Here is a 23642-nt window from a genome sequence, read left to right as displayed (position 1 = left end):
TTTTGATGAAGTAAAATTAGCCATGAAGCTTCTTAAGCACTTGTAAATGAAATGTATTCTAGTCGTAAAATTGTAACTGTATTATTTTCAGTATTTTGTATTTGTTTTACAAGAGATTTACAAATGTTTTATACCAGATATTAGATTTTGAACATTCCAATAATAACAAATACCATAATTGAAGATGTGATAATTCCCTTTCTCCGGAGGATGTCAAAAATTCTTTGAATTTTTGATGGTTAAGTATGATCAAAAAAAATCCGCAGAACAATTTCCGCGGATATATCTTTTAACATTTGCCCTTTCGCAAACTCGCTTTTTAATTAGTTGTCCCTGAATTCACTGATAAAATGAAGCTTCACATTCGGGAATTTTTCCTGGGTCATATGAATAGTAAACGAAGAATCAGCAAGGAATACCAGTTGATTATACTTATCTCTGGCAAGGAATCTCTGCTTTAATCTTGCAAATTCTTTGAATTCCTCAGACTTTTCATCGGCTTCCACCCAACATGCCTTATGCATGGAAAGTGGTTCATAAGTACATTTAGCACCATATTCATGCTCAAGACGGTACTGGATCACTTCGTACTGAAGCGCTCCTACGGTACCGATGATCTTTCTTCCGTTCATTTCCAGGGTAAATAGCTGTGCAACCCCTTCATCCATAAGCTGGTCAATACCTTTTGCCAGTTGTTTGGCTTTCAATGGATCACTGTTATTGATATAACGGAAGTGTTCAGGAGAGAAGCTAGGAATCCCTTTAAAGCTAAGCTTTTCACCGGCAGTAAGCGTATCACCGATTCTGAAGCTTCCTGTATCATGAAGACCTACAATATCCCCCGGAAAACTTTCCTCTACCACCTCCTTTTTATCGGCAAAGAACGCATTGGGCGAAGAGAATTTCATCTTTTTACCTTCCCTTACCAGCAGATAGTTTTCATTTCTTTTGAATGTTCCGGAAACAATTTTCACGAAAGCCAATCTGTCCCTGTGCTTAGGATCCATATTAGCATGGATTTTAAAAACAAACCCCGTGAAAGCATTTTCTTCTGGCTTTACCAGACGGGTATCACTTTCTTTTGGCTGTGGCATCGGAGCAATATCAATAAAGGCATCCAGTAATTCACGAACTCCAAAATTATTTAAAGCAGAACCGAAGAAAACCGGCTGCAAATTACCTTTCATATAATCTTCACGATTGAATTCAGGGTAAACGGATTGGACCAGGTCCAGTTCTTCCCTTAAAGTATTAGCGGCTTTTTCACCAATCACTTCATCAATTGAAGGGTCATTAATATCATCAAACTTAATAGAATCTCCAACTTTCTGTTTTTTCTCTTCTAAAAATAACTGAATATTGTTTTCCCAGATATTATAAATTCCTTGAAAATCACTTCCCATACCAATTGGTAAAGAAAGCGGACAAACTGTTAAGCCTAATTTTTGTTCCACTTCATCCAGCAGATCAAAGGCATCCTTACCTTCACGGTCAAGCTTATTGATGAATACCAGCATCGGAATGTTTCTCATCCGGCATACCTGAACCAGTTTTTCAGTCTGTTCTTCCACCCCTTTTGCAACGTCAATAACAACAATTACCGAATCTACAGCCGTTAAAGTCCTGTAGGTATCCTCAGCAAAATCTTTGTGCCCGGGAGTATCAAGGATGTTTATTTTGTGATCTCTATATTCAAAAGCCAATACGGACGTTGCTACAGAGATCCCTCTCTGTCTTTCAATTTCCATAAAGTCGGAAGTAGCTCCTTTTTTTATTTTATTGGATTTTACCGCACCCGCTTCCTGGATGGCCCCTCCGAAAAGAAGTAGCTTTTCAGTAAGGGTTGTTTTTCCTGCATCCGGGTGAGAGATGATTCCAAAAGTTTTTCTTTTTTGTATTTCTTTGATTAAGTCTGACATATCGTATTTTGAAGTTGCAAAAATCGTGATTTTTTGTGAGGTTTTCAAATTTAAATTGCGACAATGCTTACCAGATAGGAGAGCAGTGGGTAGAATCGTTAAAACTAAACGATGGAAAGCAGCAGGGTAATTTTAGTTTGGCAATCTAAGTATTTCCTTTTTTAGTTGTCTGTAGCTATCAAAAAAATTATCTTTGTTTCCATAAATTTTTACAGAAAAGAATGGAAAATAGCAGATATCCGAAGTTTACCTTCACGTGGTTAGGCGCTGTTACTTTAGTGGTGGGTTTATTTGTAGGAACTATGGCCGTTTCCCTATTCAGTACTTTTTGGAAAGTGGTTTTCAAGGAGAATCTGGAGCTCAAAGAATGGTTCCTTATGGTGGCCAATTCTGTAGGATTTCTTACGGCAATTGCATTTTTCGATTTTTTTATTGTAAGGCGCACCACCCATATGAAGCTGAATTTCAATTTCTCTTCTGTTAATTTTTATACTTACCTTCTTGTATTTCCTATGATGGCCGGGATGATGTTTATTTCAGAATTTATTACGGCTCAGATTCCTACAACGGGACCTTTTTGGGGAGACTTTTATGAGTATTTTGTACGGCTTATGGATCAGCTGACGGATGATCCTGTTGTAATGCTTATTATGACAGTAGTTATGGCTTCTGTTTTTGAAGAAATTATCTTCAGGGGAATTATCCAGAAGGGACTGATCAATAAAGGTATTGCTCCATGGAAGGCTATTGTATATGCTTCGGTAATCTTTGGAGTGGTTCACGGAAATCCATGGCAGTTTATCAGTGCTGTATTGCTGGGATGTGTCCTGGGTTTGGTATATTATAAAACAAAATCCCTGCTGATCCCGATGTTACTGCATGGATTTAATAATCTGACCCTTTCATTATTGGTTATTTACGGTAAAAACGAAAGCTTTGCGCAAGCTTTTAAGGTATCAGAATGGTTGATATTAGCTATAGGGCTTGTACTTTTTTCTTTATTTTATTATCTGTTTATGAAAAAATACAAAGTACATTACATTGAAATGTAACCAGCCGAATTAAAAAAAAGTAAAATTGAAAATGAATATAGAAATGGAATTATTAGTAGCCACTCACAACGAACATAAAAAAGAAGAGATCCAGCAGATTCTGGGGCATGATTGTAGGGTGAAAAGCCTTACGGATTATAACATCCATGAAGAAATTGTAGAAGACGGAGATTCTTTTCATGCCAATGCCCTGATCAAAGCAAAATATTGCTTTGAAAAAACAGGAATTCCCAGTCTGGGAGATGACAGCGGTTTGGTAGTGGAAGCACTGGACGGAAGACCGGGAATATTCTCCGCCCGTTATGCGGGAGATCATGATTTTGCTAGGAATATTGAAAAAGTGTTGGAAGAAATGCAGGGGATAGAAAACAGAAAAGCATACTTTATTACTGTTTTATGCTATTATGATGAAAATGGTCCCCAATATTTTGAGGGAAGGGTATATGGAAATTTGCTGACTGAAAATAAAGGACTCAAAGGATTCGGGTATGACCCTATTTTCGTGCCTGAAGGCTATGAAAAAACTTTTGCAGAAATGAATCCGGAAGACAAAAACAAAATCAGCCACCGTAAACAGGCATTAGACTTATTGATGGATTTTTTAAAAGTGACAGATTAATTTTAATTATATAGATCAACTATCCATTTATATTTTCTGTTGTACATTTGTTATCATAAACTATTGATTTGAGCACTTATTTAACGATATTAGGTTTTAATTCAGCAATCCCGACCATCAATTCTTCCCCTACGGCACAGCTGCTGGAAATGGAAGAAAGACACTTCCTGATTGATTGTGGAGAAGGCACCCAGGTTCAGCTGAGAAAAGCAAAAGCAAGATTTTCAAAAATCAACCATATTTTCATTTCCCATCTTCACGGGGATCATTGCTTCGGGCTTCCCGGGCTTATTGCGTCGTTCCGTCTTTTAGGAAGAGAAAACCCGTTGCATGTTTACGGGCCTAAAGGAATTAAAAAGATGCTCGAAACCATTTTTCAGATTACTGAAACACATCGCGGTTTTGAAGTAGTGTATCATGAACTGGACAAAGAGTATTCAGAAAAAATTTATGAAGATAACAGGGTGGAAGTCTATACGATTCCCTTAGATCACAGGATTTATTGTAACGGTTACCTTTTTAAGGAAAAACCCAAAGAAAGGCATCTTAATATGAAAGAGATTGCCAAGTACAGTGAAATAGAAACCTGTGACTATCATCATATAAAAGCAGGAAAAGATTTTGTTCTGAGTGATGGCTATGTACTTAAAAATGAGATTTTAACAATTGATCCCGCTCCACCGGTATCATATGCATTTTGCAGTGATTCCCGTTATCTCGAAAGTATTATTCCAATTATTAAAAATGTAACGGTGCTGTATCATGAGTCCACATTTTTGCATGATCTGAAAGAAATGGCAGATTATACAGGGCATTCCACCGCGCTGGAGGCAGCAATGATTGCTCAGAAAGCACAGGCGGGAAAACTGATACTGGGACATTTTTCCAACAGATATGCCGATTTGACTGTATTTACAGATGAAGCAAGAAACATTTTTCCGAATACATTTTTGCCCAAGGCGTTGGAAAGTGTAAAAATTTAAGATGGATATGCTGAATTTTGAAGAATTAAAAAACTTCCTGGATGAAAAGGCAGATCAGTATAATGCTCCTGGTTTTATTGAAAATGATCCGATTCAGATTCCACATCGCTTTTCTATAAAACAGGATATAGAAATTGCCGGGTTTCTGGCAGCAACAATTTCCTGGGGAAACAGAAAAGCTATTATCAGATCGGCGGAGAAAATCCTTGATATTATGGGAAATTCTCCCTACGATTTTGTAATGAATTATTCTGGGAAAGATCTGGAAAGTGTTCAGGATAAAAGCATTCACAGGACTTTTAACGGAGAGGACTTTGCTTATTTTATCAAACAGTTCAATAGAATATACAGGGAAAATGAAAGCCTGGAAAATCTGTTTATAATAAAAGAAGGAGAAAATAATTTTCTGCATTCCATTGAAAGGTTCAGGAATAATTTTCTGGAAGCTGAAAAGCACAGAAGCCATAAACATATCAGCTCACCGTACAAAAATTCTTCCGCCAAAAGGATTATAATGTTTTTGAGGTGGATGGTACGTAAAGATAAGCGGGGAGTAGATTTTGGAATCTGGAAAGATATAGATCCCAAATATCTGTCTATCCCTTTAGATGTACACACCGGAAATATTTCCAGAAAACTGGGATTGGTTTCAAGAACGCAGAATGACTGGAAGACGGTGGAAGAACTGGATGTCGCCATTAGAAAGATGGATGAAAATGATCCGGCAAAATATGATTTTGCCCTGTTTGGACTAGGGGTTACCAAAGAACTCTTGTAAAAATATAAAAGGATGAAAAAATACAACGAAAAAACGGAAGTTCTTGAAAAAATAGCCGATAGCATTACATCATGGATTGGGTCTATTCAATCATTAATCGTGCATACGCTGCTTTTTATCACCTCCTTTCTGCTTCCTATGCTGAATATTGTTGATTTTGATAAAATGCTTCTGATTCTCACTACGGTATTATCTTTAGAAGCTATTTATCTGGCCATTTTTATTCAGATGTCAGTCAATAAAAGCCACGAAAAAATTGAAGATATCCAGGAAGACATTGAAGAAATCAGTGAAGATATCGAAGACATCCAGGAGGATATCGAGGAAATAAGCGAAGACATTGAAGAAATCAGTGAGGATATTGAAGAAATCAACGAAGATATTGAAGATATTCAGGAAGACCTTGAGGAAATTAATGAAGAGGAAGAAGAGGAAGATCATAATGAAAGAGCCAGAAACGTAATGCTGAAAAGCAATGTAAGCTCAAATAAAAATGAAATAAAAGCCCTGAAAGACATTATTTCCCAGCTTCAGAATGAAATTGATCAGCTGAAAAAGAATTAAAAAAAATAATATAAGTATGAACAGGTCAGCATGGGTTGATCTGTTTTTTTTAGCATTAAATATCATTGGGTTTAAAATTTTCATACATAATTTTTTTTATGAAAAATTTAATAATAAGAAATTTTCATTATTAATAAATTGATTAAATGTGGGTTTTAGGTTGAGAAAGATCATTTTGTTTAGAAATTTTTGGTACATTTGGACAAATGAAATTAAAATGTTAAACTATAGAGTAAAAAGCTACTTTTTTCTTTTTGCGTTTTTACTGATTTCTATTTCTGCGTTTTCTCAGACGGCACCCGACAGAAGAATGTCCAAAAAAGTGAAACCTTCTGCAGCCAGTCTCAGAGCAGGCGCATTTATAGACGTAAACGTAACTCCTTATGTAGGTTCTACCTATACTGCCGAACAATTGGTAAAGAATATTCTGATTAACGGAGGAACCAATTGTACCACTGCTAACGTAACCAATGTCACGGTTTCTCCCAATCACGCGGTAGGAGATAACGATAGGTTTTGGGGATATTTCAATAAAGGAACAGCCAGTTTTCCTTTTACAGATGGAATTGTATTGACAACAGGTTATGCACGGCAGGCCGGGAACAGCTATGTCGGATTGCTTAGCGGACAGGTAGGTACGGGAAGTGATCCGGACCTTGTTACAGCAACGAATCCTCCATATGCCCTGCTGGATGCAGTAGCGCTTGAATTTGATTTTGTTCCCAATTCTACCCAGGTAAAATTTAATTATATATTTGCTTCTGAAGAGTATGATGCAGATTATCCATGTTCAGGATGCTTTTGCCCTTCTCTTAAAGAAAGCGGGAGATCCTACGTATACCAATCTTGCTGTGTTACCCAATGGTGCAGGCCCGGTAAGTGCTACAAATATTGTACCTGCCGGAAACGGATTTAGCTGTGGCCCGATCAATGCCACCTATTTCGGAGCAATGAACAATCCCCATGTTGGAATTAATTATTTTGGAAGAACAGTTCCGTTAACAGCTGTTGCCGATGTTATTCCGGGGCAGACCTACCATTTCAAAATGGTTCTTGCGGATGCAAGGGACAGGGGACACGATTCTGCAGTGTTCCTGGAAGGAGGTTCTTTTGATATCGGGATTAAAATTGTGGATGAAAACGGGGTTGCCCTGCCCAACAGCATCAATATGTGTGATAATACCCCTAAACAACTGAAAGCACAGTTAGCAGCCATTCCTGGAATGACTTTCCAATGGTATAAAGACAATGTGGCAATTCCCGGGGCTACCAATGCCGTTTATATAGCCAATCAGCCGGGTGTTTATACCGTAAAAGTAATGATTCCCGGGAACCAGTGTCCCGGAGAAGCAACGATAACTATTGTGGGAGGAACGAGCCCTACTGTAAAGGATGCCACCATGAAGCTTTGTGCAACACCGGCTCTGAATACTTTTAATTTGGAAGATGCAAAACCCCTGATCAGTACCACTCCGGGAGCTGTATTCCGTTTTTATACCACTCAGGCTGATGCACAGGCTCAAAATAATAATTTCATTACCAACCTGACCAGTTATAACGGAACAGACGGACAAATTTTATATGTTCTTGTTTCCAACGGAGCTTTCTGTAGTAAGATTGCTACATTAACTTTAAGAAGGGAAGAAACACCGGTAGCTGTGCTTAATGCAACAAAATTAAAAATTTGTGTAGGAGAGTCAGTGGTATTAACGGCTTCAGGAGGCGTTACCTATCAATGGAATAACAGCTCAGCCACAACACCGGTAAGAACAGTGAGCCCAACGCAGACAACTACTTATACAGTGTATGCAATCGGAGCACAGGGATGCAAGTCTTTACAGCCGGCCAGTGTTACCGTTGAAGTAGTACCCGCTATTGTTTCCAAATTAAAGGGAGGCCATATTTGCCAGGGAGACCAGATCGTTCTGGATGCCGGCGCGGGACCTGATTATACCTACGAATGGAGTACAGGAGAAACCACTCAGAGCATTTCTGTAGGAACTCCGGGAGTTTATACGGTGAAAATCAGTAACGGTGTATGCTCTGATGTATATAAAACAGAGGTTATAAAAGCAATCATTCCTGAAATTACCAATGTAGATTATAACGAGAACGGAACCATGATTATAACAGCCAGTAATCCTAGTAACGGAATACTGGAATATTCAATAGATAACGGGATTACATGGCAATCTTCCAATGTATTCGGTAATGTTCCAAGAAATAAAGTGATTTCCATCCGTGTAAGAGTTAAATACACCAGTTGTGTAGGATTCCTGGAATTCTTTACTTTCGTAATGAAAAATGTAATTACTCCGAATGGAGATAACATCAATGATATTATTGATTTCAGAGGAGTAAGTGATTATAAGGATTTTAGTGGAGTGGTGTATGACCGGTACGGAAGGGAAGTTTTCAAGGCAGAAAAGATCAGGCCTTATTGGGATGGATATTTCCAGGGTAAGAAACTGCCTACAGCATCCTACTGGTATCAGGTGACTTATGAAGATCCGGCCAGCAAGCAGCTCACTGTAAAAACAGGTTGGATATTGCTGAAAAATATAGAATGATTTTTTTAGATATTAGTTAAAAGACTGACGGTTTTGTCGGTCTTTTTTTAGTATATTGGTGGAAATAAAATTGATATTCTATAATAAATAAATTTGCGTTAGTAATAATGTAAATTGTGATAGGCTGAATTTCAATCAAAAAAAATAGTATTTTTGTTTAAAATAATATAAAATGTTAAATAGGAGGACAGGAAGTTTATTTTTAATCTTATTTTTTGCCTTTATCGGGAACTTTGTCTTTTCTCAGGATAGAGAGAGAATACAGGTGGCCAAACCTGACGGTTCTGTATCAAGGAGAGCCACGGATTTTATTGATGTGAATGCAGCCGGCTATCCCGAATCTGGTTATAATATTACCCAACTGGTTAAAAATGTTCTTATATCCGGAGGCGGATGTGCCACTTCCAATGTAAGTAACGTAACTGTTTCTCCCAATCTGCCTGCAAATGATCAGAACAGAAGCTGGGGATATTTCAATAAAGCTACTACTAATTTTCCTTTCAGTAAAGGGATTATTCTTTCTACGGGATATGCTAATAAAGCAGGAAATTCATTTAATTTAAATTTAAGTGATGATCTGGGATCCGGAGGAGATGTAGACCTTGCTACAGCCCTGGGAATTCCTAATAATAAGCTGAAAAATGCTACCTATATAGAGTTTGACTTTGTGGCAGCTTCTACTGAAATAACATTCAAATATTTATTTGCTTCTAAAGAATATCAACAGAGTTTTCCCTGTACCATTACAGACGGTTTTGCTTTATTGTTAAAAAAGGTCGGAGATCCTACCTATACTAATCTGGCAGTACTCCCGGGAGGTGCAGGTGCAGTAAGTGTTACCAATATTCACCCGTTTATTCCCGGACCTACCGGTTGCGGACCTGTAAATGAAGCTTATTTTGGAGGGTTTAACAATCCGCAGATTGAAACCAATTATGATGGCCGTACCATTCCTTTGACAGCAAAGGCTAACGTAATTCCGGGGGAAACCTATCATTTTAAAATGGTCCTTGCAGATTACCAGGATCCCAACTTTGATTCTGCTGTATTTCTGGAAGCAGGGTCATTCGATATAGGAGTGAAAATTCTGGATCCAGCCGGAGTACAGCTTCCGGCTTCTGTAAATATGTGTGATAATGCACCTCAGACTTTTACAGCTTCAGTACAGGGAGCCAATATTACTTATCAATGGTATTTGAATAATACACCGATTAACGGTGCCACAAACGCCAGTTACACGGCAACACAGCCGGGTGTATATTCTGTGAAAGTGTATGTTCAGGGAAATACATGTCCGGGAGAAGCTACTATTACCGTAGTAGGCGGTACTTCCCCTACAGTTCAGAACGCGAGCCTGACAGCTTGTTATACCGCCGGGAATGCAACCTTTAATTTAACATCGGCACAGGCCGCTATAAGTACAACTGCCGGGGCTACATTTGCCTATTATACCACGCTGGCAGATGCCAATGCCGGAAATACCAATACAATTCCCAATCCTACAGCGTACCCAAGCCCGGGAGGACAAACCGTATATGTTTTGGTGAAAAACGGATTCTGCTCAAAAGTAGCCGAACTGCAACTGATAAAAGCTCCGCAAATGACAGCTTCTATCGCTCCTCCAACAGCTCTGACCTGTGCCAACTCACAGACTACTCTGGATGCTTCTGCTTCCGTTTATCCAGCCGGAGCTACATTTAACTGGACAACCACGGGAGGGAATATTGTTTCCGGTGGAACAACCCTAAACCCTGTCATCAATGCTCCCGGAACTTATACTTTAACGATATCAAACACATATCAGCCTGGAAATCTTAACTGTACTGCTGTTGCTACGGTTACCGTAACAGGGGATAGTGCTCCGCCGACAACAGGACTTACGGCCACTAAAGTTAAAATTTGTAATGGTGAATCTGTGACCTTAACAGCATCCGGAGGAGCAACATATAACTGGACGGGGCTTCCGGGAACAGGAAATACCCAAACAGTTTCCCCTACAGCAACAACAACCTATACGGTAACAGCAGTGGGAGCAAATGGATGCGTTTCCCAAAATCCGGCAACCATTACTATAGAAGTATCACAACCATTTACCGCACAAAACGCAATATTGCATAAATGCTATGCGCCTGGCCTGACATATGACCTGACAGAAGCACAAACACAAATCTCTACTTCAACAGGGCTGACTTTTACTTATTATGTCAATCAAGCTGATGCCAATGCTGCCAATGGTAACTTTATTGCCAATCCTACAGCATACTCGCCGCCGGGTAACCAAACCATATATGTTCTGGTAAGCAACGGAGGATGTAGCTATGTAGTCTCTTTACAGCTGTTGAGAACAGCTGTCACTACATTAACAATAGCTGCACCACAGACCATTACCTGTACAACACCGCAGATTACCCTGAATGCTTCGGCTTCTGTAATTCCTGCGGGATCTACCATAACATGGGCTACAACAGGTGGAAATATAGTGTCTGGCGGAAATACCCTTACTCCTGTAGTCAATGCAGGAGGCACTTACACCCTTACCGTTACCAATGTCTCTCAGCCAGGTAATGTAAGCTGTACTTATACTTCAAGCGTTACAGTAAACGAAGACAGGGTAGCACCTGTTGCTGCGCTTGTTTCCTCACAACCTCGTATATGTGTGGGAGAATCAGTAACCTTAACCGCTTCCGGGGGAGCAACTTATAATTGGGGTAACGGGCTTACCGGAAATGGAAACACTCAAGTGGTTTCGCCTACCTCTACCACTGTATATACCGTATATGCCGTAGGTGCTAATGGATGTATTTCCGCAACACCGGCTAGCGTTACCGTTGAGGTGGGACCTCCTGTTGCGGGAATCGCTGCTTCCAAATCAAAAATTTGTGCAGGAGAATCTGTTACCCTTACTGCTACCGGTGGTATTACCTATAATTGGGTAGGGCTTACCGGAAACGGAAATACTCAGGTAGTTTCCCCTACAGTGACTACACAGTATTCAGTATATGCATTGGGAGGAAACGGATGTAGCTCTGTGAATCCTGCTACCATTATTATAGAAGTAGTGCCTGCTATTGTTTCCACATTAACGGATGTGTATGCCTGTGCAGGAGATAATGCCACTCTGGATGCGGGTGCAGGAACAAATTACACTTACCTGTGGAGTACAGGAGCTACAACTCAGACCATCACAACAAATGTTCCCGGAACTTATAGTGTAACCATCAGTAACGGGGTTTGTTCCAAAAACGTTTTCGGCACAACTGATCAACCCGGAACTTCCCCAGTTTACCAATGTTGTATTTGAGAATAATACCCTCACCCTTTATGCAAGTAATCCAACAGGAGGTATCTTGGAATATTCAATAGACGGAGGAGCAACATGGCAGCCATCTAATGTATTCTATGGGGTTCTCAATAATATGATGTATCATCTGATGGTAAGGGTAAAAGATGCAAAATGCGGCACACCGCTGGATTATTTTACATTGGTAATCAGTAATGTTATTACTCCTAATATGGATGGAATAAATGATACTATAGATTTTACGGGAATCAGTGGTTATAAGGATTTTGCTGCCTCTGTTTTTGACAGGTATGGTTCAGAAGTGTTCAAAGCAACCAAATCGGATGTGATATGGAGAGGAACATTAAAAGGATTAAACCTGCCTACTGCTACTTACTGGTACAGGGTGCAGTGGGAGAATCCGGCAAGCAAGAAACTGGAACAGCGTTCAGGCTGGATATTATTAAAAAATAGAAACTAAATACTTTTTTAAATAAAAAATAATTAACAAAATCTTTCAGAAATGAAAGATTTTGTGGTTTTAAGAATAAAACACTAGCTATTTTTATGAATTGATGTCATAACATGATAAATTTGTTAAAAATGAGTGTATTACTGCCAGAGATTTTTCCGGATTATCAGAAAATTTTAGATTATTTTTATTCGAATTTGTTATAAAAGTTCAAAATTTTATTATTTTGATGTAAAAAAATCAAATATGTGTGTAATATGTTTAAAAAAAAATTAAATTTGTTTAAACAAAAGTATTATGAGAAGATACCTACCGCTTTATTTATTTTTTTTTAGTCGTCTCGACTTCTCTGTTTTCACAAGACCTTCCCCCCAGAAAAAATCCTAAGGAAAAAGCAGTCAGCGCTACCTCCAGAAGAGCAGGAGCCTTTATTGACGTGAATGCTCCGGGGTATGCTGAAACGGCTTATACTATAGACAAACTGGTAAAAGATGTTTTGATATCATCAGGAACCAATACCTGTGTGACGCCCAGTGTATCCAATGTAAAAATTACTCCTAATCAGGCAGTAGGTGAAGCAGACAGGGCATGGGGATATTTTCACAAAGCCGCCACTAATTTTCCCTTCAAGGACGGGATTATACTTTCTACAGGATATGCAAGGAGAGGAGGTAATACCATTGAGGATCACCTTGGAGACAGCAATGGAGGAGGTTCTGATGCAGATCTGGCGCAAGCTGTAGGCGTAGCGGCCAACAGATTAAATGATGCCGTATTGCTTGAATTTGACTTTGTTCCTACGACTTCTCAGATTAAATTTAACTATATACTGGCATCTGAAGAATATTCAGATTCTTATCCGTGTAGCTATGCGGATGCCTTTGCCATATTACTCAGACCTACTTCCGGAGGACCTTATACCAATATGGCGGTACTGCCTAATGGTGCGGGCCCGGTAAGTATTACCAATATCCACCCTGCCATTACAGGATTTGTAAACTGCCCTGCTGTGAACGAACAGTATTTCGGAGGCTATAACACAGCGAATATTGAAACTAATTTTAACGGAAGAACAGTTCCGCTTACGGCCACAGCTACGGTGGTAGCAGGACAGGAATATCACTTTAAAATGGTGATTGCAGACTATAGTGATACCAATTATGATTCTGCCGTATTCCTAGAAGGAGGCTCTTTTAATATCGGAGTAGAACTTTTGGATCCGAGCGGGGCGACATTGCCTTCCGATATTAATGTCTGTGACAATGTTCCTCAGGTGATCACTGCTTCTGTAAGTGATCCGAATCTGCTATACCAATGGTATTATAATGGTACGCCTGTTCCAGGTGCTACTACAAATGTAATAACAGCCACTCAACCCGGAACATATACCATTGAAGTAAGTGTGCCGGGGAATCCGTGCCCGGGTAAAGCCTCTGTACAGATTCACGGAGGAACCACCCCACAGGCACAGGATGCTACCTTGCTCCTCTGTACCACTCCGGATATTACGACCTTTGATTTCAGCACAATCATGCAGACCATCAGCCCGACGCCGGGAGCGGTATTTAAGTTTTATGAAAACCAGGCAGATGCAGTAGCACAAAATAATAACAACATTCAGAACATATTAAACTATAATGGAACTGATGGACAGATCATCTATGTGGTAGTTTCGAACGGAGCTTTCTGCAGTAAATTGGTAGAACTGAAATTACTTAAAGAAGTTACTCCTACAGCAGAGCTAAAATCTTCCAGAATTAAAGTTTGCCCGGGAGAGTCTGTTACCCTTACTGCCGGCGGAGGAAATACCTATTTATGGAATAATTTCCCGGGTACAGGAGATACACAAACTGTAACGCTGCACCAGACAACAACATTTACGGTATATGCTATCGGAGAAAAAGGTTGTCGATCATTAAATCCTGCAACCATTAGAATAGAAGTTACTCCTGAAATCAAGTCACCTCTTACCGATGTTGAAATGTGTCTGGGAGATAAGGTTACATTGGATGCCGGAGCCGGCCCTAATTATCAGTATACCTGGAGCACCGGAGCTACCACACAAAAAATAGAGGTAGATCAATGGGGAATCTATACCGTGGAAATTGATAACGGGTTCTGTAAAAAACAATTTTCAGTGAAAGTAATGGGAGCGGCGACTCCGTATATCACCGGCCTTAATTATGAAAGTATCAAAAAAACATTAACGGTTACTGCGGAGAATCCTCCTATGAATAATACGCCAAGCACTCTGGAATATTCTATTGATAATGGAATTGTCTGGCAGCAGTCTAATGTGTTTTCAGGGCTTTTGGATAATACAAACTATACTATTCTGGTAAGAAGGGTGGGAACCCATTGCGTGGGATCGCTTGATTTCTTTACTTTACAGATCAATAATGTAATTACCCCTAATGAGGACGGAATTAATGATGTTCTGGACCTTAAAGCTCTTGGACGTTTCAATAACTTTTCAGGTTCTGTCTATGACAGATATGGGGTGGAAATGTTCAGGTTCTCTAAAGAAAATCCGGTTTGGGACGGAACAGTAGGAGGAAAAAGACTGCCTACAGCTACATACTGGTACAAGTTTAATTTTGATTACCCTAAATCAAAAGCTCAGATGAACTGGTCCGGATGGATTATGCTGAAAAACAGGGAATAATAGTACGATCTATAACAAAACAGAGGCTTTCAAATGATTTGAAAGCCTCTGTTTTTCATTTGTGGATTCAGGGTTTACTGATTTTCTTTCCATAGGTTGGCAAAACGGATAAAATCCAGGACACTAAGTTCTTCAGCCCTTTTATCCATAAATTCATGGGTTTTCAAAACTTCAGGAATATTCAGGATTTTTAAGGCGTTTGAAAGCTTTTTCCTCCTTTGGTTGAATCCTGCCTTTACAATTTGTTTAAAAAGAATCTCATTACCGGCCAGCCCTTCTTTAGGGTTTCTGAGAAGCCTGATAACTCCTGATTTTACTTTCGGAGGCGGATTGAAAACATTCTCATGAACCGTAAACAGATAAGTTACATCATAGTAAGCCTGGATCAGTACAGAAAGAATACCGTAATCTTTAGTCCTGGGAACGGCTGCCGTCCGTTCGGCAACTTCCTTTTGAAACATTCCCACCATCTCCGGAATCAGTTCATAATGATCTACAATCTGAAAGAGGATCTGTGAAGAAATATTATAAGGAAAATTACCGATAATGGCCATCTGCCCATCTTTAACAAAATTGAAATCCTGTTTCAAAAAATCTCCTACAAAACTTTCTTCTGTAATCCTGGGATAATTCTTTTTCAGGTATTCGATAGACTCCGTATCGATTTCTGCAAGGTAAATATTCTGATCTTTTTCAATAAGATATTTGGTAAGAATCCCCATTCCAGGGCCTACCTCCATAATATTATTATAGTTCTCAAAACTAAGACCTTCAACGATTTTTCTTGCGATATTTTCATCGGTCAGAAAGTGCTGACCCAGATGTTTTTTTGCTTTTACACTCAAAGTTTTTTATGATTTTATTAACAGTGATTTTCTTTATTTCGTCCCAAATTTCGGAAGTTTTTTTCTATTTTAGCCAAAAATTTTAATATTAATGGCTAAATCTGTAGATGAATTTAACAAGAAAAGGCTTCGGTCCAGCAATATTACGGTTGTGGTAAGTATTGCCTTAGTGTTATTTTTGTTAGGATTGATGGGGCTTATTTTAATCAATGCCCAGAAATATTCTGACTATATCAAAGAACAATTGGTAGTGAATGCTTACTTTGACGAAAATTATGATGCTAAAGATTCTGTAAAAATTGCAAAACTAGAGGAAGAAACTTTTAAAAAGGTACAGACGTTAGCTCCTGTAAAAAAAGCCACCTATATTTCAAGAAGTATGGCTGCCAAGGAAGCCAAAAAGAGTATGGGAATCGATAGTGATGCTTTATTTGAAGAAAATATTTTCCCTTCTTCTATTGAAGTTGCTTTAAAACCTGAATATGTGGATCCCGCAAAGATCGATGAAGCAATTAAAGTAATCAAATCTGTTCCGGGGATTATCGATGTTAAAAATGATAGTACCCTGATGGTGGATGTGTACAATAACCTGAGCAGAATTTTAAAATGGATTTTAGGATTTTCCATTTTATTTCTGGTATTGGCTGTGGTATTGATTAACAACTCTATCCGCCTCAAAATATTCTCAAAGAGGTTTATTATTAAAACCATGCAGCTGGTGGGGGCCAAAAGAAGATTCATCCTTAAGCCTTTCATTATTGAAGCTGTAATTTTAGGAGCTATTGGAGCTTTGATAGGCCTTTTGGCATTATTTGGTGTCTGGTATTATTTTACCAACCAGATTGGATCGGCCTTTGTACAGGATAACCAACAATATGTGTGGCTGGTATTACTGGTGATTGGAGTTGGAATTTTTATTACTGTTCTAAGTACCATTATTGCAACATGGAGGTTCCTGAGATCAAACGTTGACGACTTATATTACTCTTAACAATGAGCAAAAAAACAAATAAATTTTCCGCTTCAGACTTTGGGAAAGAAACTGAAGTCCCACAGGAAAATACATTCTATTTCGGACAGCAGAACTTTAAATGGATGCTGATCGGCCTGGCATTTATCGTAGTCGGTTTTCTTCTGATGATGGGACCTGACGCCAATACGGTAGATGGTAAATTTGATCCCAATTCATGGAATGATGATATTTTTTCCGTCAGGAGGATCAGGATTGCACCATTATTTGTAGTGATAGGTTTTGCAATAGAAGTATATGCTATTTTAAAAAGAAAATAATACAAATTATATTTAGGGATTAAGAGATTGAGAAGGGTAGAGTGAAGTATTCTAAACTTCCGGATCTCTTAATCTTTTAAATTTTTGAAAAAAAATATGGATTTAATCAAAGCAATTATTATTGCCATTGTAGAAGGACTTACGGAATACCTTCCCATTTCCTCTACCGCACACATGGGATTTACAGCAAGCCTGATGGGGCTGGAAGAAACAGAATTTTTAAAGATGTTCCAGGTTTCTATTCAATTCGGGGCAATTCTATCAGTGGTGGTAGCGTACTGGAAAAAGTTTTTTGATTTAAATAATATTCAGTTTTATTTTAAGCTGGCTTTTGCAGTGGTTCCGGCATTGGTGCTGGGATATTTATTTGATGATAAAATTGAAGCTGTTTTGGGGAATCAGATCGCTATTTCTTCCGTGCTGGTATTGGGAGGAATTGTTCTACTCTTTGCTGATAAATGGTTCAAAAATCCTAAAATTGATGACGAGAAAGGAATTACCATAAGAAATGCGGTGACTATTGGATTCTGGCAGTGTCTTGCGATGATGCCGGGGACCAGCCGTAGTGCAGCTTCTATCATTGGGGGTATGGCCCAAGGGCTCACCAGGAAAGCCGCAGCAGAATTTTCTTTTTTCCTGGCAGTACCTACCATGCTGGCAGTAACCGTTTATTCTGTTTTTGTTAAAACCTGGGGAAAAGAAACTGCTACACCGCAGAAAGGCTACGAAATGATTATGGCTTCTCAGGATCATATTATGATCTTTATCGTAGGAAATATCGTAGCATTTATTGTTGCTCTCATTGCGATCAAAGCATTCATCGGAGTATTGAATAAATATGGTTTCAAACCTTGGGGATGGTATCGTATCTTTGTTGGAGTGGCTCTGTTAATTTATTTTTATTTCTTTAAATAATGGGTAAATAGCCCATATTTCCATTCATGACTGCCGAAGAATTAAAATCCGGATATGTTTTTTTATTGGATAAGCCCCTGGACTGGACTTCCTTTCAGGCTGTCAATAAAATGAAATATAAACTTAAAAGGGAGTTTGACCTTCCTAAAAAATTTAAAATAGGTCACGCGGGAACGTTAGATCCCAGAGCTACAGGATTACTTATTGTATGCTGTGGAAAATTCACCAAAAATATTCCGGAAATCCAGGACGCTCCCAAAGAATACTGGACGGAAATTAAGATCGGTGTACAGACAGAGTCTTATGATACTGAAAAACCGGAAATTCTTCATCAGGATATTTCAGGGGTTACAGAAGAAGATGTAAGAGAGACCCTGGAAAAATTTGTGGGAGAAATCGAACAAAAGCCCCCGGTGTATTCTGCGATAAAAATAGATGGCGAAAGGGCTTATAATCTGGCAAGAGCAGGAGAAGAAGTGGAAATGAAATCCAGAAAAACCACCATTCATTATATCAAAGATATTCAAATCAACTTTCCGCTGGTAAGCTTTACAGTAGGCTGCTCAAAAGGAACTTACATCAGAAGCCTTGCCCATGATATAGGCCGGGACTTAGGGGTAGGAGCATATTTAACACAGCTGAGGCGCACTAAAATTGGTGACTATAAAATAGAAGATGCTACAGATCAGTTTTTGAATAATGATTTTAGATTTGAAAGCTTATGAAAATAAATTTATCCCTGTTTTTCACCTGCTTTGCTTTTATCTGTGTTTTTTCACAAAATGAGGAAGAGAAGAAACGAAAAATGGATTTTTATTTTAATCCATCCCTTAACCTGGGTTTTAATATTAATAAAAAATCTGAACCTTCCCATTCGCAGTATATTGAGACCCAATCCGTATTAGGTAAATTTACATACGGGATTACCGCTATTGGAGGGTATAATTTTCTTCCTAACTTTGCTGTCGGAACGGGAATTAAATATAGTTTTGTACAGGATAATTACCATTTGATATACTGGGTTATTCAGCCGAAAATTATTTTTTTCGCCCGGAGAGCGCCCTTTCTATATTGATCTTAATTATGGAAAACAACTTAACCATTCTGCCGTATCAGATACCGAATTCTGGGGTGGAAGAATAGGAATGCAGGTTTCCTATTCAAAAGGTCTGAGCCAGGAAGGAGGAATTGTTCTGGAATCACACAAGCTGAAATATGGGGCCGATGGTTTCTTTATAGGATTGAGTTACGGGATCACCATTTTCAGCAATAAAAATTATACCGCTTACGGAAGAGACTAATGGAAAAGACACGTATTAATAAATATCTATCAGAAGTAGGATACTGCTCAAGAAGGGCAGCTGATAAATTGCTGGAAGAAGGAAGGATTACCATTAACGGGAAGATTCCTGAGCTGGGAACAAAGGTTTCGGATGAGGACCTGGTGGAGGTAGATGGAAAACCTGTCAGAGAACCGCAGGATAAACCGGTATATATCGCTTTCAATAAGCCTGTGGGAATTGTCTGTACCACGGATACCAAGCGCGAAAAAAATAACATCGTGGATTATATCAATCATCCGAAAAGGATTTTTCCGATCGGAAGATTGGATAAACCGAGTGAAGGATTGATTCTCTTGACGAGTGACGGCGATATTGTCAACAAAATCCTCAGGGCCAGGAATAATCACGAAAAAGAATATCTGGTGCGGGTAGACAAACCGATTACACCAAGATTTCTGGAAAAAATGAGAAACGGCGTTCCTATTCTGGATACGGTAACCCGGAAATGTGAGGTTGAAAAAATCGATGAAATGAATTTCAGGATTATTTTGACTCAGGGGCTCAACAGGCAGATCAGAAGAATGTGTGAGTATCTTGGATATGAAGTAAAAAAACTGAAAAGAATCCGCATTATGAACATTAAGCTGGATCTTCCCATTGGAAAATGGAGGGATCTGACTGATGAAGAGCTTACCACTTTAAACTCTTTACTGGTAGATTCTGCCAAAACAATTGACTAGGACTTATCATAGCCTTTAACGTTTTATTTTCATACTTTCAGGTATAAATAACCGGAAAGGGGATTGTTATTGTTGATAATTTTTTCACTTATTGGTGTAATATTTTTTTTGTTTTTCATTAAAATGTATTATATTTATGATAGTAATAACCATAATGTGAAAAATCATGAAAATAAAATTAAACACGGTTTTATTATTTGCTGTTTTGTTAATTTTCACCAATTGTGAAAATGACAATCATAACCCTAATCTTCCCCACGATTCTTCATTTTATATTGATTATAGAAGTTTAAACGGGTTACCAGATGGAATTGCCGTCATAGAGCTGGATCCTGAGGCTCCCAACTTTGGACATATCAGCAGCAGGCTTGAATTAGGGGTTGGAGTACTCCCTCATCATCTTTACTATAATCAAAATGCGAACAAACTATTCACAACCGCATTGGGAGGCAGCTATCTTTATGAGGTAAAAACAGGGGAAGATAAAAACGGGCAGCCCAAACTGCTTAGTGCCACCCCTATTGATACTGGTGAGAATACAGTAGGAGAGAACTTGTTTTTCACCAATGACGGAAGGTATTTTATGACCTTCATGGGTGGGGCCGGAGGCCCGAGAGATGGAAGTATAGGTGTTTTCAATGCCAGTAATAACCAGCTCATCAAAACTATTAAAGCACCTATTCAGGCCAATCCCAATAAGTTCATCATGTATCCGCATGGTATTTCGATTAATGAGGAAAAAGGGTTAATGATGGTAACGTCAACCATTCATCCTGATCTTACTACCGGCATGGGGAATACCTGTACTTTATTGGATTTGAATACCTATGAATTGAAGGAAACCTACCAGGTGGCAGATTCGCCGACGGATATGTCCGCTCCTGTTGAGGTTCTATTGCTCCGTGGAAAATTTCCACAATATGCTCTTGCTACAACAATGCTTGGAGGCGATATCTGGATCGCCCCGTATAATGATGCAACCAAAAAATATGATGCTTTTACTAAAGTGTTTGACGGAAGCACGCAGGGATTAGGATGGACGCTTGAAATGTACATTGATGATACAAACAAACTGTATGTAAGTTTTGCTGATCCGGGAAAAGTGCTTGTCTTTGACCTGAGTTATCTTCCTCAATTAAAACTCTTGAAGACCTTTAATGCGGATAAAGGGGCGCACCATATGGCTTTCTTCAAAACCAAATCCGGAAAGGAAGTGGTAGCTGTTCAGAATAACTTATTGAATATCCCCAACTTAAACTCCGGAACTATTAATGTTATTGATATCAATACAGGAAAAACCTTAGGTACAGTAGATCTACGTGCCCGGTATGGAATACTGCCGGAATCCATTGAAGGAACCAATGGCCCCAGCAATTATATGCATCATTAAAATTTCAGAAGGTTTGACTTGAGGCTGGAGCAAAAGCTGGAAGCAGGAAGTTGGAAGTTATGGGATACATCGGTATTAATCTTTTTTAAGTATTTAATTACGGAGCAATTGCCAGTAATTATAGCTGAAAATAATTTGCAGTTTCTTCCTTCCGGCTTCCGGCCTTTTAATTCCCTTACTTTATATATAACCTCATTTTTTCCTCATATTCCGGTTTTAGCTTTAGAAACTTCCATATCTTTTTATCATCAGGATACGTAATTCTGTAAAATATGATTTTGTCAGCAGAATATTTGAAATAGGGATGGTTTTTAAGCCATTCTTCAGGAGCATCTGTCAAAGTATATTTCTGAACACCCGATGTATCCAGCAAACAGATTGAAATGAGCTTTTGGACAAGGTCTTTATCAATATTATAGGTATCCAGTATTTGTTGTTTATTGACAAATCCTCCGAGTTTTCTTCTGAAACCAATGATGGAAGCGGCACTTCTTTCATCCAGTCCGAATTCCAGCAGCTGCTTAAAACTAATCGTATTAAGATCCGTCTTTGAAAAATCTGTTTCCTGACGTCTGATCTCTTCTTTGATGGTAATGGTAATATATGGTTTTAATTCCTCAAATTTTTCAGGAGAGATCACAAAACACTTTTGAAGATCTTCAGGGTTTTTAAAACTTCCCCGCAAGTTCCTGTCACGGTAATTAATAATAGTGGTCGCTTGTTTTTCTGAAAACCCTAATGCTTTCCATCCATCCGCATTCAAAGTATTCGGGTCAAAAGGACGGTAGCGGATGTTGGAACTTTTAGCATGACTGGCAGCAATAGTTCCGGAAACTTTTTCGGGTAACTGCAGATATGGTTCCAGTCTGATATAATTTTCCGGTGAAATGATAAAGCATTCTTTGAATTTTTCTTTACTGATAAAGCTTCCCCCTAAGTAATTTTTATACTTTAAGAGAGCTGCTGCTTGTCTTTCACTGAATCCCATTTTTATCCAATCGTTGGCCGAAAACCGGTCGGGGTTGAATTTTCCCGGAATTGTAATAGTTTTCTTCTCAAAAGTCCGCGATAAAGATTTTTCCTTTCTATCATCTTCAGGGAGAATAATATAAGGTTTCAGTTCAGCGAACTTTTCTTCGGAAATTGCATAACATTTCTTTAATTGCTGTTTTGAAATAAATTGTCCACCTACGATTTCCTTGTATTTAAGAATGGTGGAAACCTGTTTTTCAGAAAATCCAAGTTTCTGCCATTGGGTTTCATCTAATGTATTAGGATCAAAATCTGACCTGTTGACCCCGGACGATGCCATAATAAACTTTACATCCGGAAAAGATTCTTTCCCCCTGCTCGTGTAGTTCTGGTAGGCTAATAGGATAGTCAGTAACATGGCCATACAGGCCAGTTTCCGGAAATAGCTTTTTCTCATCATAAGGTAAACTTATTGATAAAAGTAAAGCCGTGCAACAGCTGAAATCAAACTCATTAAGAATAAAAGGTAATTTGAACCGGCCTGTTGAAAACATACAATGAGAATGCATTTTTTTATAGCATATTATTTCATTTTCATAAAGAGCATTATACTTTAAATTTCTGAAACCCATGACATATTGTATCTGTTTTTCATAGCATATACTTGAATAATACGACATGTTCTGTCGCTTTGCCTCCCTACTTTTGTGACAGAGACAGATGAGGCAGACTGACATAAAAATTCAATCTGAAAAATATAGATAAATCTACCATTGTGGGAAATATGAAAAAATAGTAGATTCGCAATCAATAGTAATATAAATTAATAAAAACACAAAGTATGAAGAAATTCTACATGAGTGCATTTACCTTATGCATAATTTTTAGTTTGCCGGCCCAGGAAGTGGTCTGGCAGAAAGACATCAAATCCTCAACGCAGGATTTCCTAAGCCAGGTGACCACCACAATAGACCAGCAGTACCTTATCACAGGCAGCAGTATTCAGGCAGGAATGCGGAAGCAGGGAACAGGAAATGCTGCCAGCCAGAACAATGGCTATGATTTCCACCTGGTAAAATTAAACCAGCAGGGAGAACAGGTCTGGGAGAAGTATTTCTCAGGGCAAAACCATGATTATTTATCAGCCACTGTAACCACACAGGATGGGGGCTTCCTTTTAGCCGGGACCTCCTATTCCGGGAAAGGACTGGATAAAAAGGACGATTCCAAAGGAGGCTCTGATATCTGGCTGATCGTACAGGATTAATGAATTCGGGGATGAACTATGGCAGAAAACTTTGGGAA

The 23642-nt window shown here is 38.7% G+C and carries 22 protein-coding genes; 19 read left to right on the top strand and 3 right to left on the bottom strand.

The window, feature by feature from the left end; genetic code table 11:
- Positions 1–323 precede the first annotated feature (323 nt).
- The gene (locus HX13_RS12915; RefSeq protein ID WP_050021452.1) at positions 324–1919 is read right to left on the bottom strand and encodes a peptide chain release factor 3; all 1596 of its coding nucleotides are present in this window, start codon (positions 1917–1919) and stop codon (positions 324–326) included.
- A gap of 221 nt (positions 1920–2140) precedes the next feature.
- Between HX13_RS12915 and HX13_RS12910 the strand changes: the two genes are divergently transcribed.
- From HX13_RS12910 to HX13_RS12875, 10 genes are all read left to right on the top strand, one after another.
- Positions 2141–2971 (top strand): CPBP family intramembrane glutamic endopeptidase, encoded by an 831-nt coding sequence (locus tag HX13_RS12910; protein WP_050021451.1) that lies wholly within the window; start codon positions 2141–2143, stop codon positions 2969–2971.
- A 31-nt stretch (positions 2972–3002) separates the two neighbouring features.
- Positions 3003–3590, top strand: coding sequence for an RdgB/HAM1 family non-canonical purine NTP pyrophosphatase (rdgB, locus tag HX13_RS12905; RefSeq protein WP_284347460.1), 588 nt, complete (start codon positions 3003–3005; stop codon positions 3588–3590).
- A 68-nt stretch (positions 3591–3658) separates the two neighbouring features.
- Positions 3659–4573 carry a ribonuclease Z gene (locus HX13_RS12900; RefSeq protein ID WP_050021450.1) on the top strand — a complete coding sequence of 305 codons (915 nt, stop codon included), beginning with the start codon at positions 3659–3661 and terminating at the stop codon, positions 4571–4573.
- Between the two features lie 7 nt (positions 4574–4580).
- The gene (locus tag HX13_RS12895; RefSeq protein ID WP_050021578.1) at positions 4581–5351 is read left to right on the top strand and encodes a TIGR02757 family protein; all 771 of its coding nucleotides are present in this window, start codon (positions 4581–4583) and stop codon (positions 5349–5351) included.
- Between the two features lie 12 nt (positions 5352–5363).
- Positions 5364–5915, top strand: coding sequence for a DUF1003 domain-containing protein (locus HX13_RS12890; protein ID WP_050021449.1), 552 nt, complete (start codon positions 5364–5366; stop codon positions 5913–5915).
- Between the two features lie 217 nt (positions 5916–6132).
- Positions 6133–6831: a choice-of-anchor L domain-containing protein gene (locus HX13_RS24310; RefSeq protein WP_262483550.1), complete on the top strand. Its 699-nt coding sequence runs from the start codon at positions 6133–6135 to the stop codon at positions 6829–6831.
- Positions 6767–8485 (top strand): gliding motility-associated C-terminal domain-containing protein, encoded by a 1719-nt coding sequence (locus tag HX13_RS25625; RefSeq protein WP_262483552.1) that lies wholly within the window; start codon positions 6767–6769, stop codon positions 8483–8485. The genes HX13_RS24310 and HX13_RS25625 overlap by 65 nt, the downstream gene beginning before the upstream one ends.
- 172 nt (positions 8486–8657) lie before the next feature.
- The gene (locus HX13_RS12880) at positions 8658–11786 is read left to right on the top strand and encodes a choice-of-anchor L domain-containing protein (protein WP_238555320.1); all 3129 of its coding nucleotides are present in this window, start codon (positions 8658–8660) and stop codon (positions 11784–11786) included.
- Between the two features lie 46 nt (positions 11787–11832).
- Positions 11833–12246 carry a T9SS type B sorting domain-containing protein gene (locus HX13_RS24300; protein ID WP_238555319.1) on the top strand — a complete coding sequence of 138 codons (414 nt, stop codon included), beginning with the start codon at positions 11833–11835 and terminating at the stop codon, positions 12244–12246.
- A 427-nt stretch (positions 12247–12673) separates the two neighbouring features.
- Entirely contained in the window at positions 12674–14902 is a 2229-nt protein-coding gene (locus HX13_RS12875; protein ID WP_238555318.1) for a choice-of-anchor L domain-containing protein, read from the top strand.
- A 74-nt stretch (positions 14903–14976) separates the two neighbouring features.
- On the opposite strand, the gene rsmA is transcribed toward HX13_RS12875, so the two are convergent.
- Positions 14977–15747: a 16S rRNA (adenine(1518)-N(6)/adenine(1519)-N(6))-dimethyltransferase RsmA gene (gene rsmA / locus HX13_RS12870; RefSeq protein ID WP_050021447.1), complete on the bottom strand. Its 771-nt coding sequence runs from the start codon at positions 15745–15747 to the stop codon at positions 14977–14979.
- A 91-nt stretch (positions 15748–15838) separates the two neighbouring features.
- Here rsmA and HX13_RS12865 point away from each other — a divergent pair, with 91 nt between their 5' ends.
- The 8 genes from HX13_RS12865 (at position 15839) to HX13_RS12835 (ending at position 21365) form a co-directional block, all read left to right on the top strand.
- The gene (locus HX13_RS12865) at positions 15839–16738 is read left to right on the top strand and encodes a cell division protein FtsX (protein ID WP_050021446.1); all 900 of its coding nucleotides are present in this window, start codon (positions 15839–15841) and stop codon (positions 16736–16738) included.
- Positions 16739–16740: 2 nt separating this feature from the next.
- Positions 16741–17037, top strand: coding sequence for a DUF3098 domain-containing protein (locus HX13_RS12860; protein WP_050021445.1), 297 nt, complete (start codon positions 16741–16743; stop codon positions 17035–17037).
- A gap of 96 nt (positions 17038–17133) precedes the next feature.
- Positions 17134–17952, top strand: coding sequence for an undecaprenyl-diphosphate phosphatase (locus HX13_RS12855; protein ID WP_050021577.1), 819 nt, complete (start codon positions 17134–17136; stop codon positions 17950–17952).
- Positions 17953–17978: 26 nt separating this feature from the next.
- A complete protein-coding gene (gene truB / locus HX13_RS12850; RefSeq protein ID WP_050021444.1) occupies positions 17979–18677 on the top strand; it encodes a tRNA pseudouridine(55) synthase TruB in 699 nt (232 codons plus the stop codon).
- A gap of 80 nt (positions 18678–18757) precedes the next feature.
- Positions 18758–19027 (top strand): hypothetical protein, encoded by a 270-nt coding sequence (locus tag HX13_RS12845; protein WP_128572406.1) that lies wholly within the window; start codon positions 18758–18760, stop codon positions 19025–19027.
- A 70-nt stretch (positions 19028–19097) separates the two neighbouring features.
- Positions 19098–19253 carry a hypothetical protein gene (locus tag HX13_RS22535; protein ID WP_157837442.1) on the top strand — a complete coding sequence of 52 codons (156 nt, stop codon included), beginning with the start codon at positions 19098–19100 and terminating at the stop codon, positions 19251–19253.
- The gene (rluF, locus tag HX13_RS12840; protein ID WP_050021442.1) at positions 19253–19975 is read left to right on the top strand and encodes a 23S rRNA pseudouridine(2604) synthase RluF; all 723 of its coding nucleotides are present in this window, start codon (positions 19253–19255) and stop codon (positions 19973–19975) included. The genes HX13_RS22535 and rluF overlap by 1 nt, the downstream gene beginning before the upstream one ends.
- 166 nt (positions 19976–20141) lie before the next feature.
- Complete coding sequence (locus tag HX13_RS12835; RefSeq protein ID WP_050021441.1) at positions 20142–21365, top strand: hypothetical protein; 1224 nt, start codon at positions 20142–20144, stop codon at positions 21363–21365.
- Positions 21366–21540: 175 nt separating this feature from the next.
- Here the strand turns inward: HX13_RS12835 and HX13_RS12830 are convergent, their stop codons facing one another.
- Entirely contained in the window at positions 21541–22794 is a 1254-nt protein-coding gene (locus HX13_RS12830; protein WP_050021440.1) for a helix-hairpin-helix domain-containing protein, read from the bottom strand.
- Between the two features lie 384 nt (positions 22795–23178).
- On the opposite strand from HX13_RS12830, the gene HX13_RS12825 reads away from it, so the two are divergent.
- Entirely contained in the window at positions 23179–23604 is a 426-nt protein-coding gene (locus tag HX13_RS12825) for a hypothetical protein (protein WP_238555317.1), read from the top strand.
- The last annotated feature ends 38 nt before the right edge of the window (positions 23605–23642 follow it).

Origin of the sequence: Chryseobacterium sp. P1-3 (genome assembly GCF_000738495.1) — a bacterium.
In the GTDB taxonomy this organism is placed as follows: Bacteria; Bacteroidota; Bacteroidia; order Flavobacteriales; family Weeksellaceae; genus Chryseobacterium; species Chryseobacterium gallinarum.
Note: the sequence above shows the minus strand (reverse complement) of the source record. Positions and strands in the feature narration are given on the sequence as shown.

What these genes read in the sequence shown, in the direction of transcription:
- HX13_RS22535 (WP_157837442.1), top strand. Translation starts at nt 19,098, where the DNA reads ATGCAGGTTTCCTATTCAAAAGGTCTGAGCCAGGAAGGAGGAATTGTT.
- HX13_RS12845 (WP_128572406.1), top strand. Translation starts at nt 18,758, where the DNA reads ATGGATTTTTATTTTAATCCATCCCTTAACCTGGGTTTTAATATTAAT.
- HX13_RS12825 (WP_238555317.1), top strand. Translation starts at nt 23,179, where the DNA reads ATGAAGAAATTCTACATGAGTGCATTTACCTTATGCATAATTTTTAGT.
- truB (WP_050021444.1), top strand. Translation starts at nt 17,979, where the DNA reads ATGACTGCCGAAGAATTAAAATCCGGATATGTTTTTTTATTGGATAAG.
- HX13_RS24310 (WP_262483550.1), top strand. Translation starts at nt 6,133, where the DNA reads ATGTTAAACTATAGAGTAAAAAGCTACTTTTTTCTTTTTGCGTTTTTA.
- HX13_RS12860 (WP_050021445.1), top strand. Translation starts at nt 16,741, where the DNA reads ATGAGCAAAAAAACAAATAAATTTTCCGCTTCAGACTTTGGGAAAGAA.
- HX13_RS12880 (WP_238555320.1), top strand. Translation starts at nt 8,658, where the DNA reads ATGTTAAATAGGAGGACAGGAAGTTTATTTTTAATCTTATTTTTTGCC.
- rluF (WP_050021442.1), top strand. Translation starts at nt 19,253, where the DNA reads ATGGAAAAGACACGTATTAATAAATATCTATCAGAAGTAGGATACTGC.
- rdgB (WP_284347460.1), top strand. Translation starts at nt 3,003, where the DNA reads ATGAATATAGAAATGGAATTATTAGTAGCCACTCACAACGAACATAAA.
- HX13_RS12865 (WP_050021446.1), top strand. Translation starts at nt 15,839, where the DNA reads ATGGCTAAATCTGTAGATGAATTTAACAAGAAAAGGCTTCGGTCCAGC.
- HX13_RS12915 (WP_050021452.1), bottom strand. Translation starts at nt 1,919, where the DNA reads ATGTCAGACTTAATCAAAGAAATACAAAAAAGAAAAACTTTTGGAATC.
- HX13_RS12835 (WP_050021441.1), top strand. Translation starts at nt 20,142, where the DNA reads ATGAAAATAAAATTAAACACGGTTTTATTATTTGCTGTTTTGTTAATT.
- HX13_RS12895 (WP_050021578.1), top strand. Translation starts at nt 4,581, where the DNA reads ATGCTGAATTTTGAAGAATTAAAAAACTTCCTGGATGAAAAGGCAGAT.
- HX13_RS12890 (WP_050021449.1), top strand. Translation starts at nt 5,364, where the DNA reads ATGAAAAAATACAACGAAAAAACGGAAGTTCTTGAAAAAATAGCCGAT.
- HX13_RS12855 (WP_050021577.1), top strand. Translation starts at nt 17,134, where the DNA reads ATGGATTTAATCAAAGCAATTATTATTGCCATTGTAGAAGGACTTACG.
- HX13_RS12910 (WP_050021451.1), top strand. Translation starts at nt 2,141, where the DNA reads ATGGAAAATAGCAGATATCCGAAGTTTACCTTCACGTGGTTAGGCGCT.
- HX13_RS12830 (WP_050021440.1), bottom strand. Translation starts at nt 22,794, where the DNA reads ATGAGAAAAAGCTATTTCCGGAAACTGGCCTGTATGGCCATGTTACTG.